Origin of the sequence: Mesorhizobium sp. L-8-10 (assembly GCF_016756635.1) — a bacterium.
Lineage (GTDB): Bacteria > Pseudomonadota > Alphaproteobacteria > Rhizobiales > Rhizobiaceae.
The window spans coordinates 4,965,141-4,989,960 of the sequence record NZ_AP023263.1; the positions used below are offsets into that span (position 1 = coordinate 4,965,141).

The following is a 24,820-nucleotide window of genomic DNA, read 5'->3' on the forward strand; positions in this document are numbered from 1 at the left end:
GCGGCCTATTTCCTGCTGAACTCGATCCGGGCGGTGACGATCCGCTCGCCGCTCCTGGGATGTGATTCGGAGGTGACGAGGCGCATGCGTCCGCTGCCGAGGCTCGCGACCTGCATTCGTGCGGTGCGGCCCGTGTCATTCCTTGCAGGCCAACGGATACGGAGGTCGAGCGTGCCGCCGTTGCGCGAGCCGGAAAGCGTGGCCGGGCCGCGGATCGACCCGACATAGGAGCCGGTGTAGCGAGCGCCCTGGGCCTGGAGATCCGCACCGATCCGTCGCGAGAACACGACGTTGGCCCGGCAGGCGCCCTGCATGCTGATCTCTTCGCCGTCGGCCCTTGAATCCAGCGTGCAGGACACGTGCATCGGCTGCGCATCGGGTTTCAATCGCACCTGACCTGTGCCCTGCCAGTTCCCGGAGAGGGTCTGGAGAAAGTCACTTTCATCCGCGATGGCAGAGGAACCGGTGAGCGACGCCATGAGGATAGCGGGAAACACTCTGGTCGATCCGATCATCTGTTCACGCCTTTGCCGGCTGCGGTGCGGGATGCGGCTTCCTTCAACGCGGATTTCAACGCGGGCGAAAGCGGTCGGCTCCCGACGATCGGGTCACGTTCGCTTACACCGTCTCAGAATGCCGCGACGACCAACATCGGCCGTCGCTCGCCATCACGTGGCCGCGGCTTCCGCGCCGAAACGATGTCGCCACGTTTCCCTATTTGGGAGTAGGTGTCAAACACAAACGGCCGAAATGAAAAGTAATTATGTTTCGATCTCATCGTTTATATCGATATTCTGGATGGATTGAGGCTGCGTGATCGTCTTCATCAGCCGGATGTCTCATATCTCCCGAAATCGGAAGGTGAAAGTCTGAAGTCGTTCGCAGAGTCGATAGAAGCGACGTCATAATACGTTGAAATATAATTTGAACAATTGTACAATGGCACCGTTTTGTAAAGCGCATATCAAGCAAATTTGACAGTGGCTGACACGAGGTTCGGACGATGTCGCGTGTGGGCGATGAGACTTTGCGTTCATTTCTTGCCGGTACGACTTCGTCGGGCGGTGTCGAAGAGCTCGTCGAGGCCGCGGGCAATTTCGAGTCCGCGAGAGGAACTGACCCGCTGAGGCGGCGGACTCTGGAGAAACTGGCCCGAGGGACGCCGCTCGAGCCGGATGAGCGTTTCCATCTGGAGGCGATCATCATCCCGGAGAAGCGTCCGGCAATCGACATCATCGAGGGCGACTATCAGGTACGGCATCCCGACTGGCTTCATTTCAACAACGAACCCGTGCGTTCCCGACTGCGCGCGGCGATCGCCGGCATTGGACGCATCGAGCTGCCCAACCATCCGACCTTGCCCTATGGAGGGACCGGCTTCGTGGCCGGCGACGGCCTCCTGATGACCAATCGGCACGTCGCCGAGATCTTCGCTGAAGGTTTGGGCACGGCGGGCCTTCGCTTCATCCCGGGACTCGAGGCCGGTATCGATTTCCTGAAGGAGCGGCGTAGCAGCAGGGAGCTTTTCCTGCGCGTGAAGCAGATCGTCATGATCCATCCCCACTGGGACATGGCGCTGCTGAAGGTGGAGGGCCTGCCCTCCGGCGTGCGGAAGCTTACCCTGTCCACGCTCGACCCGGGGGCCGTGGTCGGCCGCGAGGTGGCGGTGGTAGGCTATCCCACCTTCGATATCCGCAATCCGGCCGACGTCCAGAACATGGTCTTCGGCGGCGTCTACGGCGTCAAGCGGCTGCAGCCGGGGGAGATGAAAAGGGTCGCAGGCGTGGAGAGCTACGATCATTCGGTCGAGGCCGCGCTGCACGACAGTTCAACCCTCGGAGGCAATTCGGGTTCCTGCGTCCTCGATCCAGGCACAGGCGAAGTGGTCGGGCTGCATTTCGGCGGGCGCTACGCGGTCGCCAACTATTGCGTGCCCGCGGGCGAACTCGCCCGCGACGGCCGGGTCATCGACGCCGGCGTCGGCTTTTCGGCTCCCGTTACACGGCGCGCCACCAAATGGGACGAAGCCTGGCGCAGAGCCGATGCGCTCGCCCGGCCCAAGGAGGATACCGGCGGCGGCTTGACGGCGGCTGGCGCGACGCGGCCGTCGCTGGCCGGAACCGCAATGCCAGCCGGTGGCGAGACAAGCATCGTCATCCCGCTCGAAATCACCGTGCGGCTCGGGCAGGCGCGCGCCGGCGCGGAGGTCGGCGCCGCGGCAGCCGGCGCGCAGCCGGAGGCGGAGCGGGCGGTCGAGCCGATCCATGACGCCGACTATTCGACCCGCAAAGGCTACGATGCCCGATTCCTCGGGGTCGAGGTGCCTATCCCGGAACCACGCAACCAGGGCGATCTGGTGCGGATGGAGAATGGCAGCCACGTTATCCCGTACCACCATTTTTCCGTCGTCATGCACAAGAAGCGCCGCCTGGCGCTGCTTGTGGCGTCCAATGTCAGTGCCCGACCGGAAACCAAGAGACCAGGAAACAGGCCCGACTCCGACTATGGGCGTAAGGGCCTCGGGGGCCTGAGCAAGAACGACAGGGAGAAGTGGTTTTCCGACCCGCGCATCCTCGCAGAGGAGCAACTGCCCGACAAATTCTACAATCAGGACCGTAAAGCCTTCGACAAAGGTCACATCGCGCGCCGCGAGGACGTCGCCTGGGGTCAGACCTATGACGAGATGCGCAACGCCAATGGCGACACGTTCCATGTGACGAACTGCTCGCCCCAGATACTCGGCTTCAATCGCTCGTCCGAAGGTGCCGACAATTGGGGCGATCTGGAGAATCTGGTCCTGAGTGAGGCGAAGGCGGAAGGTCTCGCCGTCTTTGCCGGGCCCGTACTGGCGGCGGACGACCCGATCTTCTCGGGTGTGGATCTTCAAAGTCCGATCGCCGTGCGCATCCCGCGCCGCTACTGGAAGCTGATCGTGGCGGCCAAGGACGGCAGACCGCAGAGCTTCGGGTTCCTGCTCGAGCAGGATCTCTCGGCCGTCGACATGGAGTTCGCCGTTCCGCAGCGTTGGCGCCGGTTCATGGCCGGCGTCGGCGAAATCGAAGCCCTGGCCGGCATCGATTTCTCCGATGAGATACGCGTTGGCGACCAGTCCGGAACGGCTGGCGGTGCGCATATCCGCGAAAGCGCAGCCATCGAGGCGCTGCCTCGTCCCGCCAGAGAACCGCGATCGCCGAAACCGGTCCCAGCCTCGGTTGCGCCGCGGATCGATCTCAGCGAGATCCTCGACTTCTGGCGAGGGTTGCAGAAGGCCGGCATCCGCTCGCCCCAGGACGCACGCTTCGTCGTCGGCCTGGCCGAGCCGATATCCGATGCCACCATAGAGTCGATGACGAAGGCGGCGCTCGGGCTGGAGGTCGTCGTCGGTCCGCTGTTCGCGCCCGACCGCGAGCTCGACCGCTTTCGCGCAATCGATGTTCCCGGCGTCGTGTCCGACGATCGTTCCGACCTGTTCGATGTCGCCCGCGTCCTCAACGACGTGCTCGGCAGCGAAACGGTCGAGCCGGATCTGTCGACCCGCTACTACGAAGCGGACAGGGATATTCCGCCGGAGGGCAGCGCCGAAAGCGCGGACTGGGCCTTCTGGTGCTGGGTCAACGACGATCCGGCCAATCGGCCCGTCGACAGCGACTGGGCGATCAACAAGACCAAGGTACGCCAGGCATGGGTGTTTTCCGAGCAGGAGGGGCGGCCGCGCGGCGGCAAGGGCATCATCGTCTTCCAGCCGGACACCGGCGTAGTCCCCGGCCATCCCGAATTGCCGAAGAACATCCACAAGGACAAGCGGGCGGCGAATTTCGTCGAGATCGGCAAGCCGCCCGTCGATCCGATGAATGGGGGCGGCAACCCAGGTCACGGCACAGGTACCGGCAGTGTCGTGGCCAGTCCCGAAAAGGGAAGAATGAGCGGGTCGGCGCCCGACGCCACCCTGGTTCCCATTCGCTGCGTGACGTCGGTCGCTGTCTTCGACCAGAGCCGGGTGGCCCAGGCCATCGACCATGCCCGGCTGAACGGCGCCCATGTCATCACAATGAGCCTCGGCGGCGTGTTCAGCTCGGCTCTGCACGCCGCGGTGAAGAAGGCGGTCGCCGCGAACATCATCGTGGTGGCAGCCGCCGGCAACTGCGTCGGTACCGTGGTATGGCCCGCCCGTTATGACGAGATGATCGCTGTCGGCGGAATCAATGAGAAGTTCCGGCCGTGGATCGGATCGAGCCATGGCGGCGCCGTCGATATTTCGGGCCCGGCCGAACTGGTGTTGCGCGCCGACGCACGGGATCCGGTCGATCCCGGCAAAGTCGGCGGCGGCCAGGGAACCTCCTTTGCAACGGCCCATCTGGCGGGCGTCGCCGCTTGCTGGCTCGCCCATCACGGCCGCGACGCTCTCCTTGAGCGTCTCGGCCCCGGCATGACCCTGCAGGACCTTTTCAAATCGCTGATCCGGCGATCCGCGATCGTGCCCGCCGGCTTCAATACCGGCGAATATGGCGCCGGCATCGTCGACGCTGAAGCTCTGCTGCGAGCCGACCCGACCCCGTCCGGGGCGCTGGAAGCCATTGTCCCTTCACCGCGCACGAATGCCGAGCAGGTGCGCGATCTTCTGGCCGAAGTCGGTGGGAGAGGCCAGGCCGAAGCCGCCGGCCCTATGCTCACGGAAAGCCAGAATCTGCTCGAAATGGCCTGCATCGGGCTCGACATGGCGCGCATCCCCATGACGAAAAGGGCGCAGCTCGAATCGTTGCCGCCGCTGCGCATCTCCGGCGGCCTCAAGCGGCGCATGGACCCGGTCACCGCGCAAGTCGTGTTCAGGGGAGGCGTCAGATGAACGGCGTCGACGGATTGAAGCTTGAACGCACTGCCCGCTGGGCCCGGCGCCTGCTGATGCCGCGGGGCGGTGCGCAGGAGGCCGGCGGCGAGCTCGGCGTCGGGTACGAATCGGCCTCACCGGGAAGCGGGCTCGGCCAAGCGGACATTTCTGCTATCGCCAGCCGCCTTGCAAGCGCACGCACGTCGAAGGGCGAGACGGTGTCAAGGACGGAGGCCGAAGGCCTGGCGCGGAGCCTCGTTGCCGATGCGCGCAGGGGGCTGGAGAAGCTCGAGGGCGCCGCCGAGGGCGTTCTTGGACAGCCGGAAGCCGTTGCCCTGGAGGCCGTGCTTCTGACGCGCGGCCGCCCGGCAGTGAAGGTGATGGGCGCCGAACTTGAAGACATCAATGCGTATCCGGAGTCCGGCATGTGGGCCCAGCTGGTCGACGACCACCGGGCAAATGTCATGGCCGTCACTATGGCGACCGCTGCTGTGCGGGTGACCGATACGCTGCTGACGGACCGGCAGTGGGTCCAGGGCACCGCTTTCCTGATCGGCGACGGGCTGGCTATGACCAACCGGCATGTCCTGTTTCCACCCGGCCAGGGAACGCGCCTGGCGCGGCGCCTGCCCGGAACGACGAACGCCCGGATGAAAGGCGAATACGAGGTGCTTCTCGATTTCGCCTTCGACAGTGGCGCGCGGCGCGACCTGACCTATCGGATCACGGGCGTGCCTTTCGTTGCGGAGGATGCGGACCCCATCGACGCCGCCGTTCTCCAGGTCGAGCCGGTTGCCGGTGCGGCGAAGCCGCTGACGGTCTCGAAGAACAGCATCTTCGACATCGATCGTCTCTTCATCGTTGGCCATCCAGGGCGGGTCGGCAATGTACCGGACGATATCTTCGCTGTGTTCGGCGAGCCCGACGAGCGCAAGCGCGTCAGTTTCGGCACGCTGATGGACATGGTCGAACCCGGTCAGATCCACGTCGTGCATGACGCTTCCACGATCGGCGGCTATTCCGGCGCCGGCGTTCTCGGCTTCGCCACGGCGCAGGTGAGGGCGCTGCACTACTGGGGCGATTCGGTGTCCGGAAACCGAGCCATTGCGTCGGATGCCCTGCGCGCGCATAAGGTTCTTGGCCCAATGATCCCTTAGGGATGCGCCATGAAGTTGACACCCGCTGAGCTCGATGCCCTGGCCGCGGCTTGCACGGAACACCTCCATCCCGGCCGCCTCGAAACCGCAGCCCGTCAATATCAGATTGCCGTCGACATCGATGCCTTCATCAAGGCGCATTCGGCGGGGCGTTCCTCGGGTGAACTGAGTGTGGCGCGCGCTATCCTCGATGCGCTGAACGAGCTTGAGATCGCCTGCGACCTGGCCGAAAGGCTCTACTTCGAAATGGATACGGTCGAGGCCTTCCAGGCCGTGGTGGGTCCGCTGACCCGCTCCGCGAAGTCGAGCGAACAGGCTCACCAGGCATTCCTGCGCCGCCGCGACCATTCCCTGACTGTCCCGCGCCTCAAGCAGCTCAATGAAGAGATCGGCCCGAGAGTGTGCTGCATTGTCGGCGACTTCCTGCTGAACGGCGAGCGCAAGACGAGCCTCGGCACCGGGTTCCTGGTGGGACCCGACATCATCCTGACGGCGATGCATGTCGTCGACCTCCTGGTGCTTCGGCACAAGGAGGCCGAAGTTCCGCGCGCTTTCAAGGCCGTGTTCGACTTCGAGTCGGGCGACCCTATCGCGGGCCTTGAGAAGCTCAGCAACGCACGGTTCCTGCGCATCGTCGATTTTCACGCAACGGATTGGCTAAGGGCCAAGAGCGACAAGCTCGCGTGGGACGGAACCGTAAAGACGCCCGACCAGACCCAGATCGGTGAACTGAAGAGCCATCTGGACTTCGCGCTGATCCGGCTCGCCGAACCTGTCGGCAATCAACCGGTTCGCCCAGGCGCGGCAAGGCCGAGGGGCTGGATCGAAACACTCCTGCCGCCGGCGACGTCCTATGCCGACGGAGCACGGGTGATCATTCCCCAGCATCCGTTCGGCTTCGCGCGCAGGGTCGACTTCGGCGCCATCTCGAAATGCTGTGAATCGGGGACAAGGATGGTCTCCAGGATAGAAACGGAGGAGGGCACGTCGGGCGCGCCCTGTTTCGCCTGGGATCTGACCCTGATCGGCGTCCACAACGCTGCGTTCAAGCCCAACAAGGTCCTGGAGGGCAATCAAGCCATTCGCTTCGACGCCATCTGGCCGGCGATCAGCGCCGTCGTGCCGCAGGCGCCACCACCACCACTGCGAAAAAGGACCTGGCGTCTTGGCCGCCGGAACGGCGGGATCGCTCCGATCCTGGGCCGGACAAAGCTACAGGACTGGCTGAATGCCGCCCTTACCAAGGCAACTGCGGCGACTGGCCGGAGCCGCAGCGACCGCGTCTACGCAGCCGATGCGCCGTCGCTGGGCGCCGGAAAGACGTTCACTGTCGACGTCGTCAGGTCGATTCTGGCCAGTGAGCCCGATGACATCGTTATCGTCCTTGGCGGCGAGCGGGAACTTCTCCCCGACCGGCTGGAGGATTTCGTCGTCGCCCTTGCCGCGGGGTTCGGCCTGACCATCAAGCATGATGAAATCCCGGAACAGCCAAGTGCTGCCCTTCCCAGGGGGGATGGGGACAAGATCGACCGCTGGGCCTCGCAGAGAATGCCTTCGTGGTTCGCCGAGCGCCTTGCCGCCCATCGCGTCACGGCCGTGAACAAATCGCAACACGCCAGGGCCGCGAAGGCCGGCAACGACGCACTCGGCGTGGCGACCGACGCAGTCGTGCTGGAACTCGCCAATGCCGTTTCCGATGTCATCGAACCCAAGGATCGCTGGCGCAATACATGGATCATGATCGATGACCTCAACGTGCGGCCGATGTCGGCGCAGGTGAGAGGCTTTGTCGCCGGGCTGGTCGGTGCCGATGTCGACGAGAGCGCCATCATCGACGTGCGCGCGTCGCTGTATTGGCTCTTCCTGGGCGCCACGCCGGATTTTCTGGTGCCGGACGACTTCACCAAGGAGGCGCTTTCGGCCGACGACATCTCCGTCGATGATGTCGCGGTTTCGATCGGGGCGGCCTTCGACGAAGCCGAGATCACCGACGTCGAGCCGCCGTCACAGATCGAAGCGGCCGCGCTCAGGAACGCGATACCGGTGTTGCTGGACCGTCTGCGTCAGAGCGGCATCAACGACGAGACGTTCCTGACACTCGGTCAGCAACTGGTCGCGAGGCACATCGAAAGCGCCTATCAGAGGCACGGACGAACGCTATGAAATCCGGAGCAAATGACCTGCTCACATCCTTGCTGGCCAGCGAGGAGGTGCGTCAGGCGTTGGCGAAAACGGGGCCCAGGGTGCTGGAGACGATCTCGCGCCTGGCGCCTTCCACCCAAAGCGGCACGTCGCAGCGAGCGGACCCCGCAACGCCCCCCCAGTCGCCGACAGTCACGCGCGCGCTGGTGGCGGCGGCGGTCCGATACAATTTCGATCCGACCCTGCTCGATGGCGATCCGGCCGCGCGTGACCGCGCCTTGTCCCAGTCTTCACTGATCAGCGTGGGCGGCACCAAGCTGCTGCGGCTCTCCAATGCCGAACGCACGCGCATCCTCGATTCGCCGGAGATACAGGAACTGCTGCCGGCCTGCCTGGCTGAACTCGAACAGCCTGATGAGGTGGTCATCGGCTCAACGCACAGCAGTCCCGAAGCGTTGATCGATGCGTATCTGCGCGAAATGCTTCGCGGGCGGCTTGGTACGGGACCTCAAGGGTGGCCGCCTCAGCACTATCGGGCCATCAAGGCCGCCCGGGATGCCCTGGAGGGCGTGGCGCGTCTTGCGCCCTCGGTGCCCTCCGTGAACGATTGCCGGCGCCAGGCGGGACTCACCGATCTCCTCAGCCCGCTCGGTGTCATGATCGGCCTGGACGAGGCAAGTCCTCAGGGACGTACGGATCGGTTCGCCGGCCGCGCGGAGGAGCTCGAAATCCTGCGCAGCATCGTCGACGAGCTCGATTCGGAATCGGCGGTCGAATATGTCAGCCGGGCAGCTATCCGCGTGGGCGCCGCCGTTGCGCAGGCGGCGGGCGTGCGCCGCCCCCGCATGCTGACGATCAAGGCGCGCGGCGGACTTGGCAAGACTGCGCTGATTGCCAAGTTCATCCATGATCATGCCACGGCAGCCAACAGGAAGTTCCCGTTCGCCTTCCTCGACTTCGACCGGGCGGACCTGCAGCCGCGCAGCCCCGGGCTCCTCATCATCGAGATAGCCCGGCAACTCGCTCTGCAATATGCCGCCCAGGAGCCGGCGCTCGAACAGTTGCAGAATTCGATCCGGCGTTCGCTCACCGGACAGGAATTCACTATGCTGGGCGAATGGTGCGATGCCTTGCGAGCCATCGTGCGCGATGCGCTTGCGGCGAGCAACGCGCGGACATTCCTTCTGGTGCTGGACACGCTCGAGATTGTCGATGCCGACCCCGAGGCCATGAACGGCACGATTACCTTGCTCAGGTTCTTGACGGAAGCGCCCTTTCCGGAACTGTGCGTGGTCGCTTCCGGCCGTTCCGGATTGGACGAACTTGAAAACCCCGATGCCCCGCAATTCAGCGTGAAGACGAAAAACCTTGAACCGCTGTCGATAGCCGATGCCCGCGAGATGGTCGACAAGCTTGGCAGGCAACTGATGGGCAGCGAGTGGAAGGACGAATGGGTCCCGAAGATCGCGGGCCGCCGCCGCGACCCGGCCGCCCGACGCGAGCCGCTGACATTGCGCCTGGCCGTGGAACTCGTACGTGACGCATCGCCCGAGCAACGGGAGCCTCTTGTCAAGGAAATCCAGCTGCTGGGTGAAAAGGCTGACCAGGAGTTCGTCGGCGTGCTCTACGAGCGGCGCGTCCTCGACCACATACGCGACAAGCAGGCGCGCAAGCTAGCGTGGCCGGGCCTCGTGGCGCGGACCGTGACCCGGCAACTTGCAAGCGACGTACTCGCGCCCATTTGCGAGCTTACGCCGGAGCAGGCCGGCCAAGCTTTCGACAGCCTATCGCGCGAAGGCTGGATCGTCGAGCCGTTCGGTCATGCGCTGCGCCATAGGCGCGACCTGCGCGCCCGCACGCTGCCGCTGATGCGTCGGAAGCCGGAAAAATTCGACAAAGTCGTTGATGCATTGATCGACTATTATGGTGTGCCGCCAAACGACGACCCCGTCGAAAGGGCCTACTACATCTTTCTTCGTGGAAGAACTGAAGAGATAAGGCCCGATGCCTTTCCCGAGCAGGTGCTGACGGCGCTCGCACGCGACCTCGAGGATTTCGAACCGGGATCTCCCGGCTGGTGCCTGCTCGAGGCCAAATTCTCCGAACGACCGCTCGAACTCGAGCATCTGCGTCGTCTGCCGGACGACTTGCTCTGGGACCATGTCGGGCGCACCGGAAGCGGCCTGCGCGGCATGAATGACCGAAAAATCGAACCTCGCGTGCGTTTCCTTCTCGACAAGGGGCAGCCATCCACCGGGGGCACAATCGGCGCGCACAGTGCCTGGCAGGCGATCCAAATGAAATGCGGCTTCTGGGGCCGCCTCGATCCGCGCGATCTGGTGATGCCGGCCGAACAATATGACCTGACGCAACTGGCATTCTACATTGCGCGGCTTTCGCTGGCAGGGCAGGTCGCGCCGGACTACTGGCTGAAGAAGTATCAGCCTTTGTATGACCGGATCACCGGTAGCCGCGGCAATGACAACTGGCATGCGCTTGCCCAGGCCCTTCTTACCGCGCATATGTACGATCCCGGACTGGCTACCCGTATCGACAGTCGCATCCGTGACGCGCTGGCAAGCTCGAGCGGCCAGGGCCGTCTGCGCGAATGCTCGTTGCGGCTGATCCTGCTTGTCGGGGCGGCGAGCAGGCGATCGGCGATCACCGCCTGGTGCAAGCTGGAAGCCGCGCGTATCGCAAACGGTATCTCGTTTGCCGAGTTCGCCATCCTGGCCAGTTCCGGGGGCGCACAGTGCTTGTCGGCGCCAAATGCCACCGTGCTCGATTATCTCGATGACGCCGAAAGGCTTCGCTATCCCCTGGAGGACCAGCAATTCAGCGAGATACCTCACCTGATCATCCAGAACCTCGACGTCATTGCGGCGGCGAGACAAATGATCGAATGGGTCGCCCTTCAGGACGACGATTGGGTCGCGCGCTTTGCCGGTTCCTATTGCTTCGTGCGCGAACCCGAGTGGATCGTCCCCTTCGCCTATCTGCTCGACAAGGTGCTGCCGAAAGCATGGCGCATGAATGTCAATCTGCCGGCCGACGCATACGATCCGGAAGCCAGCGGCTTGTTCAAGCGCCTCACGACCACGCTGCTCGGAGCGCAGACTCCATCCGATCTTCTCGGCTTCCTCGGCTGGGCGGACCGGGCCGGGGATTTCGGACGTACGGTGAACCTGCTCGGCAGACTCCTTCGCGGCGGCGAGGCAAGCGAACTCGGCGCGCTCATGGCGGTTCGGGACGCGTCTCGTGCACGATTGCGGGAGTTGCAATCGCGCCTGCAGGGATCGCCGGCGAACTGACTTGCGCGGTGCTGTGGGACTATGCGCCCGAGGCGGTCCGCCATTAACCTTAACAGATGGTTTAGATTGCGGCGGACGGCGGCAGGGGCCACAGTCCTTCGATGCGTCAGACTTTCGCGCCATTCCTGGCCTTCCAGCCGATGAGCGGCCTTGCCTTGCCGGCGATGGCGGTCGGGAGCGGCAGAGCATGTGCGGCATTCGATTGCTTGGGCGTCACGACCGTCGACGGGCATCCGCCATCCGGTGCCGGTGGCCGCGCGGCCGCTGTGGAGGGGGCCATATCTTCGCGCACTTCCGAATGCGCCGACGTCAGTTTCGATGAGGAGCGGTCATGAAATACATCCTAGCCGCCTGGGCGATGCCGCTCATCCTGTTCTGGGGCTGGTATTTTCTGTCCCTGAACGACATCAATTTCGGCTACGTCATGCTGAGCCGTCAACTGCACGATCTCGTCTTCGAACTCTATGGTGAAATACTGGGAATCGATCCGGCAACCATACCGGCGCTCGTTGCCAGGGCCTGCGCGATCGATACGCTGCTGCTCTGCGCCATATGGGCCTTTCGGCGCCGCCGCGAACTGCGCACCTGGTGGCGGACGCGCCGTGTCACGGCCTGGGGATCAATCCCCTCGCAGGGACTTCAGCCGGTCGAGAACGCCTTGGAGGATGAAGGCCGCGGCAGCCGAATCGATGCGCGTCTCCCGCTTCTTGCGGGAGACGTCCATCTCGAGCAGCGCCCGTTCGGCGGCTACCGTGGACAGCCGCTCGTCCCAGAAGGCAAAGGGTAGATCGCTCATCCGTGCGATGTTGCGGACGAAGGCGCGCGAAGCCTGTACGCGCGGACCTTCGCTGCCGTCCATATTGACCGGCAGGCCGATGACGACGGCGCCGGCATTGTCCCGGGTCAACTGCTCGAGCAGAACGGCGGCATCGATCGAGAACTTCTTGCGCAGGATCACCTGGCGCGGATGGGCGAAGGAGAGCCCGACGTCCGAAACGGCCACGCCGATCGTCTTGTCGCCCAGGTCGAGGCCGGCCAGCGTCTTGCCGCGCGGCAGCCAGGCAGGCAATTCCTCTATCGCGATGACGGGCAAAAGCGGGGCTTCCCATTGATTTGGTCGTCCGCCGTTCTATCCTCGCGTCGAACCGAAATCGAGGAGCAAGTCCCATGAAAATCACCTGGTATGGTCATTCCGCGTTCCGCGTCGAGGCCGGCGGGGCAAAAATCCTGATCGATCCGTTCCTTACGGGCAATCCTTCATGGGGTAAGGGATGGGAGGAGGCGGCAGAGGGCGTGACCCATGTGCTGCTCACCCACGGCCACAACGACCATGTCGGCGACGCCGTGCCGATCCTGCAGAAATCAGGCGCCATGCTTGTGGCCAATTTCGAGATCTGCATGTTCCTTGTCGGAAAGGGCGTGAGCGACAAGAAGATCAATCCCGGCAATCACGGCGGAACGGTCGACTGCGGCGGCTTCACCACGACATTCGTGCAGGCGCTCCATTCCTCGTCCTTCGGCGGCGAGCGCGGCGCCAATACTTATCTCGGCAATCCGGGAGGACTGGTCCTGCACTTCCCGGAAGAGCCGACGGTCTACCATATGGGCGACACCGACATCTTCTCCGACATGGCGCTGATCAACGAGTTGCACGAGCCCAAGATCGGCATGGTGCCGATCGGCGACCGCTTCACCATGGGCGGCGCAGTGGCTGCGCTCGCCTGCCGCCGCTTCTTCAATTTCGAGACCGTTATCCCCTGCCACTACGCCAGCTTCGGCATCATCGACCAGACGGCCGACAAATTCGTCGCGGGCATGGAGGGGTCCAAGACGCGGGTCGCACTGCCGAAGGTCGGCGAGGCCTTCACCATCTAGCAAGCAAAGCGGCACCGCGGTCTTCCGACAAGAACCTGCGGCAAGAGATGCGGTCAGGCAGGAAGCGGAAGTGAGGCTACGCAGATCGAATTCGGGAAAATAACACATGGTCATTGGCTTGGGAGGCTTTTCTCTAGCGATTCTTGCGCTCGCGTCGACCATGCCCGCGGTCGCGGCGGACGATTTCATCTCAGGGGTCTATGCGCCGAGCGAGGATCTCTGCGCCCAGGCGAGAACGGAGGGTCTCCAGACCGTGCTGGAGGCCGGTAACGTCCTGCTCACCGCCCGCGGCTTCGAGGGCATCGAATATCACTGTGAATTCCTCGATGTGACCAAGGCGGCGCGATCCGCAGGCTGGCTGGCGAACGCCCTGTGCGAGCAGCCCGGACATGCCTTTCCGGATGTGGTGTCGATCATGCCGCGGGCCGAGGGGCAGTTGGAAATCACCTCGGTGCGCGTCGCCGATCCCGACGACGCCGGCGGCAATGGCGGCACCTATTTCCAGTGCGAGGGCGTCGAGGCGCCCTGAAGCGCGCGGCGCCGCCGCTGTTGCGGCGCGTCGGCGGGCCATGCCGGTTGCGCGTGGCGCGCCACGAAGCTATAGCCCGGCCTGATCCTCCTTTGACCGCCGAGGCGAGAGAATGTCCGTCGATACCGATACTGTAAAACGCGTCGCGCACCTTGCCCGCATTGCCGTCACGCCGGAGGAGGCGGAACGCATGACCGGCGAGCTCAACGCCATTCTGGGCTTCGTGGAGCAACTGAACGAGGTCGACGTGACCGGCGTCGAACCGATGACGTCGGTGATCCCGATGGAGATGAAGAAGCGCCAGGACGTGGTGACGGAGGGCAACAAGGCGGCCGACATCGTCGCCAATGCGCCGGCCACCGAAGAGAATTTCTTCCTGGTGCCGAAAGTGGTGGAATAGGCCATGGCGATCGAGATCGCGGCCGAAAGCCCGTTGCAGGAGGAGGTTCGCGCGCTGATCGCCGAGCTCAACGCGGCCTTGCTCGAATTGACCCCGCCCGAATTCTGCTTCCACATGACGGTCGAGGAGATGGCGCAGTCCGACACCACGGTCTTCGTCGCGCGGGATGAGGGCGTCGCCGTCGCCTGCGGTGCCCTGAAGCGGCACGAAGACGGCGTCGGCGAGGTGAAGCGCATGTATACGCGCCCTTCGCACCGTGGCCGGCGGATCGGGGTGGCGATCGTCGCGCGCATAGAGGCGCTGGCGCGAGCCGAAGGCATGACACGACTGGTGCTCGAAACCGGCGATCGCCACCCGGCGGCCTGGACGGTTTACGAGCGGGCCGGTTTCTCTCGTTGCGGACCGGTGCTCGACTACCCGGATTCGCAGTGGTCGGTATTTTATGCAAAGCCGCTTGTTGCCGAAGCGGCCTGAACGGATGTCCAGATGACCAACCTGACCAGACTGACCATCGCAGAAGCACGCGCGAAGCTGCGCTCCAGGGAAATTTCCGCGGCCGAACTGACCGACGCCTATCTCGCGGCGATCGATGCGGCCAATCCGCAGCTCAACGCCTATGTCGCCGTCACCCACGACAAGGCGCGGGACATGGCCAAGGCGTCGGACGCGCGGCTCTCCAGGGGCGAAGCCGGTCCGCTGGAAGGCATTCCGGTCGGCATCAAGGACCTGTTCGCGACCGAAGGCGTGCACACCCAGGCCTGCAGCCATGTGCTCGACGGCTTCAAGCCACGCTACGAATCGACGGTGAGTGCCAATCTGTGGGCCGACGGCGCCGTCATGCTCGGCAAGCTCAACATGGACGAGTTCGCCATGGGCTCGTCCAACGAAACGTCCTATTACGGGCCGGTGATCAACCCCTGGCGCCGTTCGCGGACGATGACGACGGTGACGCCGTCGACCCATATGGGCGAGGGCGGTTTCGTCTCCGGCGGCGGCGGCGTGCGCGCCGCGCGTTCCCTCGACAATGCCCAGCTCGTGCCGGGCGGCTCGTCCGGCGGCTCGGCCGCAGCGGTCTCGGCCTTCCTTTGCGCCGGCGCGACCGCGACCGATACGGGCGGCTCGATCCGCCAGCCCGCCGCCTTCACCGGCACCGTGGGCATCAAGCCGACCTATGGCCGCTGCTCGCGCTGGGGCATCGTCGCTTTCGCCTCGTCGCTCGACCAGGCGGGCCCGATCGCGCGCGACGTGCGGGATGCGGCGATCCTTCTGAAATCCATGGCGTCGGTCGACCCCAAGGACACTACCTCGGTCGACCGCCCGGTGCCGGACTACGAGGCTTCCGTCGGCCAGTCGATCAAGGGGCTCAAGGTCGGCATCCCGAGGGAATACCGCATCGACGGCATGCCGCAGGAGATCGAGGAGCTCTGGCGCAAAGGCATCGCCTGGCTCAAGGATGCCGGCGCCGAGATCGTCGACATCTCGCTGCCGCACACCAAATACGCCCTGCCGGCTTACTACATCGTTGCGCCGGCCGAGGCGTCCTCGAACCTGGCGCGCTACGACGGCGTCCGTTACGGGCTGCGCGTTCCCGGCAAGGACATCGTCGACATGTATGAGAAGACCCGCGCCGCCGGCTTCGGCCGCGAGGTCAAGCGCCGTATCATGATCGGCACCTATGTGCTCTCCGCGGGCTACTACGACGCCTACTATCTCCAGGCCCAGAAGGTCCGCACCCTGATCAAGCGCGACTTTGAGCAGGCGTTCGACGCCGGCGTGGACGTGATCCTGACGCCGGCCACGCCGTCGGCCGCCTTCGGCGTCGCCGACCAGGACATGAACGCCGACCCCGTCAAAATGTATCTCAACGACATCTTCACCGTGACGGTGAACATGGCAGGGCTTCCGGGTATCGCCGTCCCGGCGGGGCTCGACGAGAAGGGCCTACCGCTCGGCTTGCAGCTCATCGGCCGGCCGTTCGACGAGGAGACGCTTTTCCGGGCCGGTGACGTCATCGAGAAGGCCGCCGGGCGTTTCGAGCCCGAGGTCTGGTGGGCCTGAGCCTGGGGGGATTTTTGCGTTTCGGGCCTGTGGGGCAAGCGCTGTCGCAATCTGCGTGTCGACGTTGCCGCGGGCTTCGCCATAGGTCCTTGATCCACTGCGTGAAGGATATCCGCCCCGGACGCAGGACCGCTCCGGCACTGGCACCGGCCGAATTCGAGGGTGGGACAACGGCGATCGGGCGGGACGTTCCTCGCCGGACGTCCCCCGCGGCTTTGGGAATGTTCGAGGCGTTGCAGGACAGCGTCTGGTCCGGTGCCCGCTTTCAATTGCTCCACTCAATGCTCTACGAAGTCGCCAGATAGCTGAGCCGCGGGGGCGCGCATGTTCTTCGTCATCTCAAAGATCTTCTGGTTCTTCGCCCAGCCCGCCAATCTGGCGGTGCTGCTGATCCTGACGTCCCTTGCCGCCACGGTGTTGGCGTGGCGGCGGCTTGCTTTCTGGACCGGCAGCGGGGCGGCTCTCGTGCTGGCGCTGTCCGTCTGGTCGTCACTCGGCGCCAATCTCCTCGGGCTTCTGGAGGATCGCTTCCCCAGGCCGGATGCTCTGCCCGAGCGCATCGACGGCATCGTCGTGCTGGGCGGCGGGCTCGAGGGCGGCATCAACAAGGTTCGGGGCGGCTACGAGCTGAACAGTTCAGGCGACCGTTTCGTCGAGACGGCGATCCTTGCGCGGCGCTATCCAAATGCAAAGATCCTCGTCTCGGGCGGCTCGGGTGAGCTTCAGCTCGATGGCGAGGCCGACGCCGACACGGCGCCGCGGTTGCTCACCGCGCTCGGTGTCGCGCCGGAGCGGCTGATCCTGGAGAACAGATCGCGCAACACCGACGAGAACGCGCGCTTCTCGCAGAGACTGGTCGAGCCGCAGCCAGGTGACACCTGGCTGCTGGTGACATCGGCCTTCCACATGCCGCGCTCGGTCGGCCTGTTTCGAAAGGCCGGCTTTCCCGCGATTCCCTGGCCGGTCGACTACCGGACGTCAGGGGAGGAAGGGGCCGGATTCTTTGTCGACAATGCGATGGATTCGCTGCAGAACACCACGCTCGGCATCCGCGAGTGGATCGGTCTGTTCGTCTACTGGATAACCGGCCGGATCGATCAGCTCTTGCCCGGCCCGGGCTGATCGCCGGCTTCGAGCACTGTCCGCCGCGCGGCTGAAAAGAACTGACGTCGGATGAGAACGCCGAGCACCAGTATGGTCGCGACCACGAACGGCCCGGGCCCGACGAACCAGCCGAGATAGCCGATCGAAAACAGGATGCCCCGCAGGCCGGTGTTGAAGTGCTTGCCGGCGAGGATGTTCATGCGCGCAGCACGCCGTTCGGCCAGTTCGACCTCCGTGTCATTGCCGCCGTCTTCGCCTCGCATCGGCACGGCGCCGATCAGGATGGAGCAATAGTTGAACAGCCGGTACGACCAGGCGAACTTGAAGAAGGAATAGGCCATCAGCACGGCGAGGCCGAGAACCTTCATCTCGAAGACGCCGCGCACGGGTTGCGTGACGTAAGGCAGGTCCGAGAGCACGACCAGAACCTTGTCCGATTGCTGGAGCAGAGCAAGGCTTCCCCCGAGCGCGATCAGCGAGGTCGAGGCAAAGAAGGCCGTGCCCTGCTGCAGGCCGATCATGATGCTGGTGTCGACCATGCGCAGATCGCGCCTGGCCATCGTATGCATCCAGACTTCGCGCTGCACGTTCATGGCGCGCGTCAGCGATGTGCGGGAAAAAAGCCTGCCTTCGACCGCCAGCGCATAGAAGGCCCACACAACGAGAAAGAAGACGAGTGCGAGAACGTCCATCGCGGCGAGCGGAAAGGAATCGGCCATGTCCGGATTTCTACCATAGATGATCGGCCGGGGCGCTGGTGCGGGCGTCCGGCGCGCGCCTTGCCTCCGCCACAACTCTTGCCGGTTCCTTTACGAAGAGTTGAGGTCAAGCTTCTGATTTCATTAAACTTGTGAGGGGCATGAGAAGATGTCGCAGGACGGTTGCCCAGATTTCGCCTCTTTTGTCGTTGCGAAGCCCATGCGAAGCGCGTATCTAGCGTGCGGGCATTGGGAGTGGAAACGGAACGGTGAGTCTGGCGTTTCCCGGCTGATGAGCAAAAGGAAATCATGGAAGACAGCGTGAACAAATCCTGCTGGGGCTTGACGGCCAAGGCAGTGGTCGGCTTTGCGGGCATCATCCTGCTGGCCTGGCTGGTCGGCGGTTCGGAAACCGCGGCGGTGCTTGCGACGGCCGGTTGATCTTCACGGTATCGTTTCGGCGGGCGCGGGAGCTTCCTCGCGCCTTTTTGTTTGCCTATCTGTAGGGTTGGCGATCCATCCCGGCCGATGTCGCGCCGGGATCAGCCGAGGTCGGCCCGCGCGCAGCGCGCGGTCTCGAACAGGCGGATAGATCGCGGATCAACCGGAGGCTTTGCCGTTGTTCCTTTCCGTCTTCGACTTGTTCAAGATCGGCATCGGTCCGTCGAGCTCGCACACGATGGGACCCATGACGGCAGCCGCGCGGTTCCTGGACGAGATCCTGTCGGGCGACTGGCCGCGGCCTGCCGGCTCCAAGGTGTCGCGCTTGGGCGCGAGTTTGCACGGCTCGCTCGCCTATACCGGCATCGGGCACGGCAGTGACAGGGCGGTCGTGCTCGGGCTCGCCGGCCAGACGCCGGTGACCGTCGATCCCGACACGGCAGACGTGATCGTCGAACGGATCGGGGCCGAAAAGTGCATTTCGCCGCCGGGGCATCCAACCTATCGCTTCGATCCGGCGGTCGATCTCGTCCTCGACAAGAAGACGCCGCTGGCGGGCCATGCCAATGGCATGACCTTCTACGCCTATGACGCGGTGGGCGAACTGCTTCTCAGGCGCATCTATTATTCGATCGGCGGCGGCTTCGTCGTTTCCGACGAAGAGCTGCAGCGCATGAAGACGCGTGGCCCTCAGGCCCCGGGCAGGCCTGTGCCATATCCGTTCCGGAGCGCAGCGGAGATGCTTGCCATGGCCGCGAAGAGCGGCCGCTCGATCGCCGCCATGAAAAGAGCCAACGAGGAGGTCCATATGTCGCGGGCCGAGCTCGATGCCGGCCTGGATGCCGTCTGGGCAGCGATGGAGGGCTGTATCGATCGCGGCCTTTCGCAGGAGGGCATCATGCCCGGCGGCCTGAAGGTTCGGCGGCGCGCTCGCCAACTCCACGACAAGCTGCAGGAGGATTGGCGGAGCAACCGTCCGAATCCGCTGCTCGCCAACGACTGGCTGTCGATCTATGCCATGGCGGTCAATGAGGAGAATGCGGCAGGCGGCCGTGTCGTCACCGCGCCGACCAACGGGGCCGCGGGCGTTGTGCCGGCGGTCATGCGCTACTGGCTGCACTTCCATGTCGAGGCGGATCAGGGTTCGATCCGCGACTTCCTGCTGACGGCCGCAGCCGTCGGCGGCATCATCAAGCACAATGCCTCGATCTCCGGGGCCGAGGTCGGCTGCCAGGGCGAAGTCGGTTCGGCCTCGGCCATGGCCGCGGCAGGCCTTTGCGCGGTGATGGGCGGCACGCCCGAACAGGTCGAGAATGCGGCCGAGATCGCGCTCGAGCACCATCTCGGCATGACCTGCGATCCCGTCGGCGGGCTCGTCCAGGTGCCGTGCATCGAGCGCAACGCACTGGGCGCGGTGAAGGCGGTCACCGCCGCGTCGCTCGCCATCAAGGGTGACGGCAAGCATTTCGTGCCGCTCGATGCCGCGATCGAGACCATGCGGCAGACCGGCATGGATATGAGCGAGAAGTACAAGGAGACCAGTCTCGGCGGACTCGCCGTCAACGTGGTCGAGTGCTGACGAGGGGGGATCCTGTGCAAAACCGGCACTGCCGTTGAAGCGCCCCACCGCTGCCGCTAGTTTCGGACCATGGCACTGAACCTGATCAAACTCTGCGTCGGCTGCGAGAGCGTCGAGGACCTCGAAGAATGGATCGCGATGCGACTTGCCGACCGTCGCCGCGCCGGCGAACCTGTCGAGCAATATCACACCACGCGCATGGTCCCGACCCGCGGCGCCGAAATCACCGAAGGCGGCTCGCTCTACTGGGTCATCAAGGGCAATGTGCAGTGCCGGCAACTGATCACCGAGATACGCCCGTTCACGGATGACGAAGGTATCGGCCGCTGCCATCTGGTTCTCGATCCGCTCGTCGTGCGGACCGAATGGCAGCCGCGGCGGGCTTTCCAGGGGTGGCGCTACCTGAAGCCGGAGGATGCACCGGCCGATCTCGGCAAGGGCAGGGCCGGGCTTGCGGAGATGCCGCCGAAGCTGAGGCAGGAACTCGCCGAGCTCGGACTTCTCTGAGCGCATCGCCGCCAACTCCGGCTTGCGCGCCGCCCGGGCCGCGATCGCTCTGGCCGGCGATCTTGCAAGCCGGGCCTTCACGCCACATGTTGATTGTCATGAGCGACAAGTCGACGCCTGTTCCGCGCAATGCCCGGTCTGCCCCGGCCAAGCCGAAATCCGATGCGCGCGATATCGCCGCGTTCCTTGAGCAGGCACGCACCCTGCAGGCGGTTTCAGCGGGCAGCGGCCGGCTGATCCTGGCACTTGACGCCACCATGAGCCGGCAGCCGACCTGGGATCTCGCTTGCCGCCTGCAGGCCGAGATGTTCGACGCCGTCGGCAAGTCGGGAAAGCTGTCTGTCCAACTCGTCTATTTCCGGGGAATCGGCGAGTGCCGCGCCTCGAAATTCGTCTCCGATACCGGGGCACTCAAGGACCTGATGGTGCGGATCGATTGCCGCGGCGGACACACGCAGATCGGCAAGGTGCTGTCCCATGCATTACGGACGACGGAGCAGGAGAAGGTCAATGCCGTGGTCTTCATCGGCGACGCCATGGAGGAGAGCATCGACGATCTCGCCGACAAGGCCGGCAAGCTTGGCCTGCGCGGCGTGCCGGTGTTCGTTTTCCAGGAAGGAGCCGACGCCGCCGTCGAGCGGGCTTTCCGCGAGGTCGCCCGGCTGTCGCGCGGCGCCTGGTTTCGCTTCGATCGCGACGCGGCCGCCACACTGGCGCGTCTGTTGTCTGCCGTGGCCGTCTTCGCTACCGGCGGGCTGAAGGCCCTCGAAGCAAGGGGACGGTCCGAGGACAGGCTGATGATCGAGAATTTGCGAGGTAGCGGCAAGGGATGACAGTGGCCGTCTATGCCTTGCTGGTGCTGCTGTTCGTCGTCGGACTGGCAGCGGTCTTCGTGCGCGCCGATCCGGCACGATTGGCGGAAGGCTTGCGCAAGAGCGGTCCGATCGTGCTCGGCATCGCCGGCGCCCTGCTGCTCGTCACCGGCCGGGCAGGAGTGGGCGGCATGCTGATGTCGCTTGCCTTCGGCTGGTACGGCTATCAGCGCAGGAACCGCAACCTGCGCAAGACGCCGGGGAAACGATCCACCGTCAGAACCGCCGCGCTGGAGATGGAACTCGACCACGACAGCGGCGTACTGGAGGGCATCGTGCTCGCCGGCAGATTCGAAACCCGCATCCTCGGCGAGATGACGTTGCACGAGCTTGTCGAACTCCACGCCGAGTTGGCCGGCGACGGCGAGAGCCGGCAGCTACTTGAGGCGTATCTTGACGGCCGTTTTCCCGTCTGGCGCAAGGACGCTGAGGCGGATGTTGGCCGGGGGGAGCGAGTTGCGCCAGGTTCGGGCGCCATGACTAAGGAGGAGGCCTACAAGGTCCTTGGTCTTGAAACGGGGGCCTCCGCGGCGGATGTCCGCAAGGCGCACCGCCGCCTGATGCAGCGCCTGCACCCCGACATTGGCGGATCGTCTTTCCTGGCGGCGCGGATCAACGAAGCCAAGGATGTCCTGCTCTCCGATCACGATTAGATCTCCTTCGACACCGGTACTCTTCCTGGAGACGGTTCCATTGCCTCGACTGTTCACTGCTGGACCGCGTAGCAGGCGATCTTCTTCTTCTTAAGCGCGCCGCAGGCATCCCAGGCCGCGGTCTTCGTCGCGAAGCCGCCGAAGCGGGCGCGATAGTAGGTGATGCCCCCCTTGTTGAAGGTCGATGTGAAGCCCGAAGCGTCAGCCAGGATCGTTGGCGCCTGCTTGCTGACTTTGGCGAGCGCGGCCTTGGCTTCGGCATCGCTCGGCGAGGACGCGATCTGAACGACCCAGCCGGAAGGCTGCGTCGACGCGGTCTGCACCGCGTCCAGCGCCGCCGGGGTGGGAGCGACCTCGGCGTAGCCCTGCTCGACGGACGCGACTTCGGTGACGACCTTGACGGACTTGCCCGATGCCTTCGGCGCTTCCACCTCGGCAGTGGCGAGCTCGACCGCAAGTTCGGGGCGGCTGTCCGGAGTAGGTGCGTTGCGCTTCGGCAGGACCGCAGCGGCGACCGCCGTGGCGGCATTGTCGGCGGTGATCTGCGGCCGGAGGTCCGCCGGCTCGGCGCGGGCGACAAGGTCGCCGCCGTCGCGGCCGGATGCTTTCGGCAGATACTTCTTGATCAGCTCGGCCATATGGTTGTCGCGGGCGCGGCCGCTGGCGCCACCCATCACGACGGCGACGATCTTGCGGTCGCCTGATTTCACCGACGAGACAAGGTTGAAGCCCGACGCATTGGTGTAGCCGGTCTTGATGCCGTCGACGCCCTGGACGCGGCCGAGCAGCTTGTTGTGGTTGCCCATGCGCTGACGCCCGAAGGTGAAGGAGCGGGTCGAAAAATAGCTGTAGTACTGCGGAAAATGCTCGCGCAGCGCGATACCGAGGACGGCAAGGTCTCGTGCGGTCGAGTGCTGCGCGGAGTTCGGCAGGCCCGAGGCATTCCTGAAGGTGGTGTCGCTCATGCCGAGGCGGCGCGCCTTGTTGGTCATGATGCGCGCGAAATTCTCCTCCGATCCGCCGAGATATTCGGCGATCGCAGCGGCCGCATCATTGGCCGACTTGGTGACCAGCGCGTAGACGATGGTCTCGACCGTGACCGAACTGCCGGCCTTGACGCCGAGTTTCGTCGGCGGCTTCGCGGCGGCGGAGGCCGAAAACGGAACACGCGTGTTCCTGGTGATCTTGCCGGACTGCAGCCCTTCGAAGATGAGGTAGAGGGTCATCATCTTGGTCAGCGAAGCGGGATAGCGCTGCGCGTCGGCATTGGCTGAAAACAGCGTCTTGCCGGTGTTCGCGTCGACGACGATGGCGGCATATCGCGAATTCGCCGCCGCCGCTTCCGATGCCCCCAGGCCGAGCGTTGCCGCGAGGAGGAGGGCGAGGAAGGGTTTGAGGGATATGGGAGATCGAGGAAGGTGACGGACCAGCGACGCCTGACGCACTGTTACATCCTTTGAGTTTTCGTTGGTACCCGGGGCGCGGCAAAGGATCCGGCCTCGCATTCGAAAACCCTAAGGCAAGCAATCTTACCAATCCGTTTATGGTAACCAGGATGTTGACGATTTCCGTCCGGCTTTACGCTTATTTCATTCGAATTTCTTTCGAACTGTGGCGACCGTCGATCGCCTTTGCGCGCGGCAGGTCCGGCTTGACTTTTTGTGCAATGCACAATAAATAGGCTGCAGCGCACTATGGCGTGCGTGCATTGCTTCCACGTCGCAGCCGAGAGGTCCACCGATGACGCAACCTTTTGAAGACGCCAACAAAGCTGGCAAGGAATATCTCGACGCCAGCCTCAAGAGCTTCGCCTCTATCTCCAAGAGCGTGCAGGCGATCGCCGCCGAGGCGAGCGAATACACCAAGAAGTCGTTCGAGGCGGGCAGCGCCGCTTTCGAGAAGCTGGTTGCGGCCAAGTCGCTGGACAAGGCCTTCGAAATTCAGGCCGACTACGCCAAGCAGGCCTATGAGAGCTTCGTCGCCGAGGCGACCAAATTCGGCGAGCTTTACGCGGACGTCGCCAAGGAAGCCTACAAGCCGTTCGAGGCCGTCGTCGCCAAGGCGAAGTAAGCGTCGCCCTGCAAGCTTCGCAAAAGGACCCGGCTGCATGGTCGCAGCCGGGTCCTTTTGTTTTTTCAGGCAGGATGAATGTCGACGATCTCCGCGTATCGCGCACCCGAATTTTGGCGCCTAGCCGAAAGGGCCATATTGTCAGCAGGAAAGAAGGCCTTAAAATCTGCCAATGAGCACCTACATGTCGAGGCCGGGAAGGGATTCGGCGACAAGGACAGCATTTTGACGATCGGCGGGTTTGCCATGCAAGCGAGCACGGCGCGTATGCAGAACGGCGAGGGCGGTGGCAACGGCCCCGGCCGGGGTACTGCGGTCATCACGCGGCCCAGAGCCAAGACCAAGAAGCCCAGTCTTTATCGCGTGCTTATCCTCAACGACGACTACACCCCTATGGAATTCGTGGTCCACGTGCTGGAGCGCTTCTTCCAGAAGGACCGGGAGGCGGCGACCCGCATCATGCTCCACGTTCACAATCACGGAGTGGGCGAGTGTGGGGTCTATACTTTCGAAGTGGCGGAGACCAAAGTGACGCAGGTCATGGACTTCGCCCGCCAGCACCAGCATCCGCTGCAATGCGTGATGGAGAAAAAGTGAGG

General features: G+C 64.3%; 20 protein-coding genes and 1 pseudogene. 17 read left to right on the top strand and 4 right to left on the bottom strand.

The genetic code is table 11. The features are described from left to right. Positions 1–5: 5 nt before the first annotated feature. Positions 6–479, bottom strand: a complete 474-nt coding sequence (locus tag JN280_RS22990; RefSeq protein WP_202305626.1) for a hypothetical protein — start codon at positions 477–479, stop codon at positions 6–8. Between the two features lie 548 nt (positions 480–1,027). Here JN280_RS22990 and JN280_RS22995 point away from each other — a divergent pair. The 5 genes and pseudogenes from JN280_RS22995 to JN280_RS39540 all read left to right on the top strand — a co-directional run. Beyond that, entirely contained in the window at positions 1,028–4,843 is a 3,816-nt protein-coding gene (locus JN280_RS22995) for a DNA/RNA non-specific endonuclease (RefSeq protein ID WP_202305628.1), read from the top strand. After that, on the top strand, positions 4,840–5,982 hold the full coding sequence (locus JN280_RS23000; protein ID WP_202305630.1) for a trypsin-like serine peptidase: 1,143 nt from the start codon (positions 4,840–4,842) through the stop codon (positions 5,980–5,982). The genes JN280_RS22995 and JN280_RS23000 overlap by 4 nt, the downstream gene beginning before the upstream one ends. Before the next feature lie 9 nt (positions 5,983–5,991). Then, entirely contained in the window at positions 5,992–8,145 is a 2,154-nt protein-coding gene (locus JN280_RS23005) for a trypsin-like serine peptidase (RefSeq protein WP_202305632.1), read from the top strand. Beyond that, the gene (locus JN280_RS23010) at positions 8,142–11,435 is read left to right on the top strand and encodes a hypothetical protein (RefSeq protein ID WP_202305634.1); all 3,294 of its coding nucleotides are present in this window, start codon (positions 8,142–8,144) and stop codon (positions 11,433–11,435) included. Before JN280_RS23005 ends, JN280_RS23010 begins: the two co-directional genes overlap by 4 nt. A gap of 331 nt (positions 11,436–11,766) precedes the next feature. Beyond that, positions 11,767–12,066 (top strand): annotated as a pseudogene (locus JN280_RS39540) (DUF6105 family protein); the annotation flags it as partial. Here the strand turns inward: JN280_RS39540 and ruvX are convergent. Next, positions 12,055–12,528: a Holliday junction resolvase RuvX gene (gene ruvX / locus JN280_RS23015; protein WP_202305636.1), complete on the bottom strand. Its 474-nt coding sequence runs from the start codon at positions 12,526–12,528 to the stop codon at positions 12,055–12,057. The pseudogene JN280_RS39540 and the gene ruvX sit on opposite strands and share 12 nt — an antisense overlap. A gap of 74 nt (positions 12,529–12,602) precedes the next feature. Between ruvX and JN280_RS23020 the strand changes: the two genes are divergently transcribed. From JN280_RS23020 to JN280_RS23045, 6 genes are all read left to right on the top strand, one after another. Next, a complete protein-coding gene (locus tag JN280_RS23020; protein WP_202305638.1) occupies positions 12,603–13,310 on the top strand; it encodes a metal-dependent hydrolase in 708 nt (235 codons plus the stop codon). A 106-nt stretch (positions 13,311–13,416) separates the two neighbouring features. Beyond that, the gene (locus JN280_RS23025) at positions 13,417–13,839 is read left to right on the top strand and encodes a hypothetical protein (protein WP_244741941.1); all 423 of its coding nucleotides are present in this window, start codon (positions 13,417–13,419) and stop codon (positions 13,837–13,839) included. A gap of 112 nt (positions 13,840–13,951) precedes the next feature. Continuing rightward, a complete protein-coding gene (gatC, locus tag JN280_RS23030; RefSeq protein WP_202305640.1) occupies positions 13,952–14,239 on the top strand; it encodes an Asp-tRNA(Asn)/Glu-tRNA(Gln) amidotransferase subunit GatC in 288 nt (95 codons plus the stop codon). A gap of 3 nt (positions 14,240–14,242) precedes the next feature. Then, a complete protein-coding gene (locus JN280_RS23035) occupies positions 14,243–14,713 on the top strand; it encodes a GNAT family N-acetyltransferase (protein WP_202305642.1) in 471 nt (156 codons plus the stop codon). Between the two features lie 12 nt (positions 14,714–14,725). Continuing rightward, positions 14,726–16,297, top strand: coding sequence for an amidase (locus JN280_RS23040; RefSeq protein WP_202305651.1), 1,572 nt, complete (start codon positions 14,726–14,728; stop codon positions 16,295–16,297). A gap of 324 nt (positions 16,298–16,621) precedes the next feature. Next, entirely contained in the window at positions 16,622–17,419 is a 798-nt protein-coding gene (locus JN280_RS23045; RefSeq protein WP_202305653.1) for a YdcF family protein, read from the top strand. Here JN280_RS23045 and JN280_RS23050 read toward each other — a convergent pair. Next, positions 17,395–18,120 (bottom strand): DUF599 domain-containing protein, encoded by a 726-nt coding sequence (locus tag JN280_RS23050; RefSeq protein ID WP_202305655.1) that lies wholly within the window; start codon positions 18,118–18,120, stop codon positions 17,395–17,397. The genes JN280_RS23045 and JN280_RS23050 overlap by 25 nt on opposite strands. Before the next feature lie 598 nt (positions 18,121–18,718). Here JN280_RS23050 and JN280_RS23055 point away from each other — a divergent pair. From JN280_RS23055 to JN280_RS23070, 4 genes are all read left to right on the top strand, one after another. Next, complete coding sequence (locus JN280_RS23055; protein ID WP_202305666.1) at positions 18,719–20,119, top strand: L-serine ammonia-lyase; 1,401 nt, start codon at positions 18,719–18,721, stop codon at positions 20,117–20,119. 69 nt (positions 20,120–20,188) lie between these two features. After that, positions 20,189–20,626: a DUF1489 family protein gene (locus JN280_RS23060; protein ID WP_202305668.1), complete on the top strand. Its 438-nt coding sequence runs from the start codon at positions 20,189–20,191 to the stop codon at positions 20,624–20,626. A 98-nt stretch (positions 20,627–20,724) separates the two neighbouring features. Beyond that, on the top strand, positions 20,725–21,459 hold the full coding sequence (locus JN280_RS23065) for a VWA domain-containing protein (RefSeq protein ID WP_202305670.1): 735 nt from the start codon (positions 20,725–20,727) through the stop codon (positions 21,457–21,459). Next, positions 21,456–22,151 carry a DnaJ domain-containing protein gene (locus tag JN280_RS23070; protein ID WP_202305676.1) on the top strand — a complete coding sequence of 232 codons (696 nt, stop codon included), beginning with the start codon at positions 21,456–21,458 and terminating at the stop codon, positions 22,149–22,151. The genes JN280_RS23065 and JN280_RS23070 overlap by 4 nt, the downstream gene beginning before the upstream one ends. A 53-nt stretch (positions 22,152–22,204) precedes the next feature. Here JN280_RS23070 and JN280_RS23075 read toward each other — a convergent pair whose 3' ends face one another. Then, the gene (locus JN280_RS23075; RefSeq protein WP_244741944.1) at positions 22,205–23,596 is read right to left on the bottom strand and encodes a D-alanyl-D-alanine carboxypeptidase family protein; all 1,392 of its coding nucleotides are present in this window, start codon (positions 23,594–23,596) and stop codon (positions 22,205–22,207) included. A gap of 295 nt (positions 23,597–23,891) precedes the next feature. Here JN280_RS23075 and JN280_RS23080 point away from each other — a divergent pair, with 295 nt between their 5' ends. Together JN280_RS23080 and clpS are read left to right on the top strand one after the other, a co-directional pair. Next, entirely contained in the window at positions 23,892–24,221 is a 330-nt protein-coding gene (locus JN280_RS23080; RefSeq protein ID WP_202305678.1) for a phasin family protein, read from the top strand. Between the two features lie 246 nt (positions 24,222–24,467). Next, positions 24,468–24,818: an ATP-dependent Clp protease adapter ClpS gene (clpS, locus tag JN280_RS23085; RefSeq protein WP_202314991.1), complete on the top strand. Its 351-nt coding sequence runs from the start codon at positions 24,468–24,470 to the stop codon at positions 24,816–24,818. Positions 24,819–24,820: the final 2 nt, after the last annotated feature.